This window comes from Yersinia sp. 1252 StPb PI (assembly GCF_048593885.1).
Taxonomy (GTDB): Bacteria; Pseudomonadota; Gammaproteobacteria; order Enterobacterales; family Enterobacteriaceae; genus Yersinia; species Yersinia enterocolitica_E.
Genome location: NZ_JAZGQE010000240.1, coordinates 1 through 5,609, shown reverse-complemented (window position 1 = coordinate 5,609; position 5,609 = coordinate 1). Strand labels below are relative to the sequence as shown.

Here is a 5,609-nt window from a genome sequence, read left to right as displayed (position 1 = left end):
GCTTTCTCACCTAACGTTAGTTTTCGCTCGACTGAGCATCAAACACATAAATTAGTTATTTTATTATCAGGCAGGATGCGTTTTCTTCAGCAGGCCGGCACCTCGTCCTCATGAAGGGTTTGATTTTATGGGTGAACTCCGATTTCAGAAACGTTCGCTTCTCTGCAATGAAAACATGAAAATACAGGGCGTCGCTGATCAATTCTCTGATCAGCGGTGATGATTTAAGCCGATCACCAATTGTGTTTGCTGAGAGCCGGCTTCTTTGGCACACCATAAGAACAAGCCCCAGGCCTTGATCTTCGTAATCGACCTCAATCAGTTGCAAATCAGTATCGGAAATGGAGCCAGAGCCCTCTGACAACACACGGGCGAACTCATGGATTGAAACCGAAGTGCCAAGGATGTTTCTTGATGTGGGGATCCGCCCCTGAAGATGCAGGACATCGCCTGTATGGCCACACGGACACAGGACATCGCGCTCAAGGATACCCACGTCTCCCATTGTATGATCCAGAAGATGGCTCTGTCCGGGATATCTGACCGTTACACTGAACTCACCGCTGACCGGAGAACAAACTAGGTCGACATGCTCATAAATATGGTAGCGGGTACCACTCAGGTGCGCGCACTGAAAACCGATCGGACCGGTTTCCTGCGCCGTGTACGCCAGAGGTTTGATACACACGTCCGGAAGCAGCTTCTGCGTCTTTTCGACAAGTGAGTCGGAGAACATTTCCCCGAGATAAAAAATGTTCCTAACGGAGGCCAGTTGCGCTTTACGCTCCGGGATCAATAAACGTTCAGCAAAGCTTGGCAGGCATATTATCGTGTCGATGGTGCCTGCACATACGGCTTCACAAAGTGCGTCATGCTCAACAACCGAGGCGAAAGGATAATATTTCACCCCGAGATGACGGCAAATTTCATGGGCAAACAAAAAACCGCCCCACAGATTGCCCGCCGTCAGGCAGTTAGCGACCGCGCGGACCTGTAAATCCGTGAACAGGGGGCGCAGCGCCTGCGCCGCCGCCGACGTTACAAACTGATAATTTTCCCATGGATGCTCGACGGTTCTGGCATCAGCGGTGGTTCCACCGGTGGCGAAGACTATGGCTGACACGGAGCCTCCTTTCTGTCGGTTTTTTTCAGGCAGATGAACGAAATCATCGCGGAGCTCAGCACCGTGATAAAGATAAACAGCGGGACGTGGTCAGCCAGATGCGTGATCGCAAATCCGGTAAGCCAGGAGCCGAATGCTTCACCGGCATTCGACACAATCAGAATATAACTGAACAACACGCTGGCAGAGACACCAGACGCAATATGCGTGGCCTGAAAGTAAAGCTCCGGAATGATCACGGACTCATAAATGCTGTAGGCAATCAACGCCGCAACGGCAATGTACACGGAACCCAGCAAATAGGCTGATGACAGTACCCCGCCCACCATAATAATTTGCGAACTGTACCTGTCGCTGAAGGAGGTCAGTTTCGCCACGCCCCCCTGCCACAGGCAGATGGTCACGCCGACGATAGAGAAAAATACCCCGGAGTGTGCACCGAGGTCGGGATTGATTTTATCCAGCAGCGTTGTGGCGGTTATGAACACCCCCATAATGAGAAAACAGAAGAACGACGAAAGCAGGATGCGCTGTATGTCTGTGCTGGCCATGACGCACTGAAACCCTACCCGCATATCCGCCAGTGGCGAACCGGTGGACGATTTATGGTTGGCCGGAAGGGTATAAATGAGTCGCAGCGCCATCAGAGCCATCACGACACCGGAGAGAAGCAGTGCCAGCAGAACGGTCCCGATAAATGCAAATTTCATCGCCGCTACCGCCAGCATCGGCGCCACGAATACCGCCGAGTTCTGGCTCAGCGAGAACGTATTGAGTGCTTTTTTCAGCTGCGGTCCGCTCAGGGTTGCGGCCAGCACCTCCCGTAAAAAGGGTTTGGATACCGACTTTGATACCGCAATAAGCAAGAAGAAGAGCAGCCAGCCGGGTAATGACAATGTCAGATAAATCGTCAAAAAGGCAGTGCTTCTCAGCAGCAGGGAAACGAAAATCAACTTCCTTCTGGAAAAGCGCTCAAGATAGCCGGTGGAGGTCAGCATAAGCAGACTTTCCAGCAGGACCGCCCCGGCGAGACAGGCCGCCACACTGGAGGCACTGAGATCTGGTGATTTCCCCAGCAGTGGGAGGGCAAAGAAAAATGAAAACTCCGCGAGAAATACCGTCAGATAAATGAAATAGGTCGTTTTATTCGCATGCATGATTATCGTGAATTATCCTTGCCAGCTGATCGAACACAAATGCCCTGATCCCTTCGGGGAGCTTCGTCAGGCCGGTTTCTGCCGTTGCCATCTCATTAAAATAAAAACCGTCGGTATTCATCAGCCAGTCAACTGACAATACCGCACAGCCTGCCTGCGCCATTATGTCCCGGGACAACTGCAGCATTTCCGGGAAAAATGGTTCACGGCCATAGTCTGCCAGGAACGTCTGTTCCGTCAGGATGGTCTGCTCTCCGCCTAGGGCGACATTTCCGATATAGCCTTTCCCGCGGGGTTTGCGGAATTTAATGAATGCCAGTTTCTGCGCGATAAACAAAAACCGGACATCACACGCGTCAGCCAGAAAGGGCATCATGAAATATTCGACAGGCGATGTCGAAATCAAATTTCCGGTGCTGACCGCATGCTGAGAGCTCCCTGACTTGATCACGCCAAAACCCATGCCGGTGCTGGCGGGTTTAAAAATATACTCGCCGGGGTAGCGTGCAACAAAGTGCTCGATGGCGGGAGTGACCTGCCGGTGATACCCGAGCATGCTAAAGGGGAGCACCGGCGCGCCGGTTTTCGCTGCTAGGGTCATCTGGCCGATTTTGTCCCACTCCAGAGTTTCAATACCGGCAATCCCGTCGTTCAGCAGGCATGCACCTCTGATACGGAGGAAATGGCGCAGCGTCGAGGAGATGGCGCGGGCTTGGGCATTCAGGTTGGCGGGGGAGATTATAAATGCCGCTGCAGATTCATCCAGCGGCTGGTCTTTGTACAGTAGCGCCAGTCCCCTGTCCGGGTGAGAGGAAACGATACAGTTCTCCAGCGCGATAAAGCTGAAGGCGATATCCCGTTTCCCGAGTTCACGGGTGTACTCTGCATAAGCCTGCTCAATCCCGGCCACATTGTTGTATTCTTCCTTTGCGACGATCCAGTATAAATTCATGCTTTTTCCTTTCGCCATACCATGACGGACTGTGACAGCGAGGTGGAGAGTGTTCTGTCGATGACGAAGCCGGCCGCCTGCGCCAGCACTTGATATTCAGCATAAAATCGCTCCTTCCCCAGAAAGAGTGCATCCATGAGCAAGTCCAGCGTCTTGCCTTTGCTGCTCTCAGGCTGCTTGATGATTTCTATGACAAATAGCGTTGATTCTGGCGTCATGGCCCGATGGCAGTTTTGCAGAATTTTTAAGGCGCTGGCGTCATCCCAGTCGTGGATAATATTTTTCAGGATATAGATGTTCTTGCCCCCGACGATCCCAGTAAAGAAATCACCATCCACAAAGTTGATGCCAGCTTCGTTCCTGCTGTTCCCGGGGTAAACATCGAGCACCGTGGCGGATTTAAGGTTGTAGCGCTGATGAAGTTTTTTCATCAGCGCGCCCTGCCCTCCGCCCACATCCACGACTTCTGCCTGCGCATCACACGCAATGTGGTTGACGAGTTCAGTGGAAAGTTCATCGGTAATTTTTGCCATCAGCCTGTCGAAGGTGCCTTTCAGTTCTGGCCGGGTGCGGAGGTATGAAAAGAAGGGCTCTCGATGACGGGTTTCAAAAGCGGATACCGGGTCGACAGAACGCAGGGATGAGGGGTATTCCGACCACATGCTCCAGTATTCCTCGCCCAACTCGCACAAGATCCACAGCGTTTCAAGGCTGTTTGCGTCCGCCAGGGCACCGGCCTCATCTGCAAGGGCATAGCGCGCATCCTCAATATGCACAACACGGCACTCTGCCATCACATCCAGCAGGCGTGACAGACGATGGGCCTCCACCTCGCTGGCTACAGACAGGTCATTCAAGCTCATTGGTCCCATGCGTCCCAGCCAGATGGGTACCCCGAGCTTCACGAACGCATGCAAGGCCGCTGAATAGCGGTAGGCGGTGATCAGTTCTGTCAGCATGCCGTCCCCCCTGTAATGAAATTCACGGACGCGGCGAATCGCTCAAGATCGTCAATGGAATGCGCGGCAGAAAGGGCTACCCGGATAATGCTTGCCGATTTAGGTACTGTCGGATACATGGCCGCGGTGGCCAGAAAACCATGGCTGCGGAGTCGCCCAGAGGTGTTAACGGCTTCGGTTTCGCTGCCGATGTGGATCGTACGGATGGGGCTAGCTTTATCTTTGACTTCCACATTATGTACTGCGTTGTCAAAGAAGTGAATATTGTCCTTAAGCTTCGTTTGCAGCGCAGTGATTTCGCCTGAAAGGTGAATATCCGCAGAGGCCACGCATGCGGCAATACCGGGTAATGAGGGAGGGCCGCTAAAAATATAATTCAGCGCATATTTTTTGATGAATGAGGCGGTCTGTGGGTGACTGAAAGAGGCCGAACCACCATGAGAGCCGAACGCTTTTGAGAGCGAGGAGAGCAGGATAAGATTGTCACTGAATTCCCCCGTCTGGTGCAGCGTATACCCGCACCCATTTTTCCCGATGATCGAGGTGCCATGCGCATCATCGGCATAGTAATACCCTTGATACTCTGCCGCTAATTGCGTGAGATAACGGACATCATTACTGCCCCCCATTGAACCCAGGGAGTCTGATATCAGCACGGGCGTTTTGCCGTTCTGCCGGCACAGGTCTAATGCCGTATACAATTTATCCTGGTCAGTGAAGCTTATCCTATCGTAACGGCCAAACTGTTCCAGAATCCCCTGTAATATTTGCACCGAGGCGTGTGTCGTTTTATCCACGATCCACTGTACGCCTTTTGGGCTGATGCTATACCCCGGCAACTCTCCTGAACCGAGGATCGGGAGGACTGCCAGATGCGCGGCCCCCACGGAATTGAAAATCACCGTATAGGAGTCCAGGAAGATCGTATTCAGTTTTTCTTCGAGCTCATCAAAAATATCGCATTTTGCCCGGGTTCTTGCGGCGGCATACTGAACACCAAATTTATCAACCGACGCTTTAATGGCCTGACTTAGGGCCGGATGCTGTTCAAGCCCGAGATAAGAGCAGGACATAAAATCGATATATTCCCGCCCGGCGCTGCAGACAATTCCTCTTCCATCAGTCCGGGATGCAATCGTTAAATCATTTATTCCCTGAGCCCATATTTTTTCCTGATGGGGTCTGCTTAAATTGATACGATCGGATAACCAGTTTTTTGCAGCCATTTCAGTTTCCTCAGTCCATTGCACTACATATTCTGTATACCAGAAACAGCAAATAATCATAATGTTAACAAATCGTCAATCATTAATTATTATTATGTTATTGGAAGGACTAAAGAATCCGGCATCTCTACCAGCGGTTTGAGGGCCAACCGTACGAAAACGTACGGTAAGAGGATAATTAGGGGTCAGTTG

At 51.8% G+C, this 5,609-nt stretch carries 5 protein-coding genes; all 5 read right to left on the bottom strand.

What is annotated here, in order from left to right; translation table 11 throughout:
• Window positions 1–55: 55 nt before the first annotated feature.
• From V2A85_RS21595 to V2A85_RS21575, 5 genes are read right to left on the bottom strand one after another with little or no spacing between them, the layout of a single operon-like run.
• Window positions 56–1,123 (bottom strand): hypothetical protein, encoded by a 1,068-nt coding sequence (locus V2A85_RS21595; RefSeq protein WP_420072323.1) that lies wholly within the window; start codon window positions 1,121–1,123, stop codon window positions 56–58.
• Window positions 1,111–2,280 carry an MFS transporter gene (locus V2A85_RS21590; protein ID WP_420072322.1) on the bottom strand — a complete coding sequence of 390 codons (1,170 nt, stop codon included), beginning with the start codon at window positions 2,278–2,280 and terminating at the stop codon, window positions 1,111–1,113. Before V2A85_RS21590 ends, V2A85_RS21595 begins: the two co-directional genes overlap by 13 nt.
• Entirely contained in the window at window positions 2,267–3,232 is a 966-nt protein-coding gene (locus V2A85_RS21585; RefSeq protein WP_420072321.1) for a hypothetical protein, read from the bottom strand. The genes V2A85_RS21590 and V2A85_RS21585 overlap by 14 nt, the downstream gene beginning before the upstream one ends.
• Entirely contained in the window at window positions 3,229–4,191 is a 963-nt protein-coding gene (locus V2A85_RS21580) for a methyltransferase (RefSeq protein WP_420072320.1), read from the bottom strand. Before V2A85_RS21580 ends, V2A85_RS21585 begins: the two co-directional genes overlap by 4 nt.
• On the bottom strand, window positions 4,185–5,417 hold the full coding sequence (locus V2A85_RS21575) for an aminotransferase class I/II-fold pyridoxal phosphate-dependent enzyme (RefSeq protein WP_420072319.1): 1,233 nt from the start codon (window positions 5,415–5,417) through the stop codon (window positions 4,185–4,187). The genes V2A85_RS21580 and V2A85_RS21575 overlap by 7 nt, the downstream gene beginning before the upstream one ends.
• Window positions 5,418–5,609: the final 192 nt, after the last annotated feature.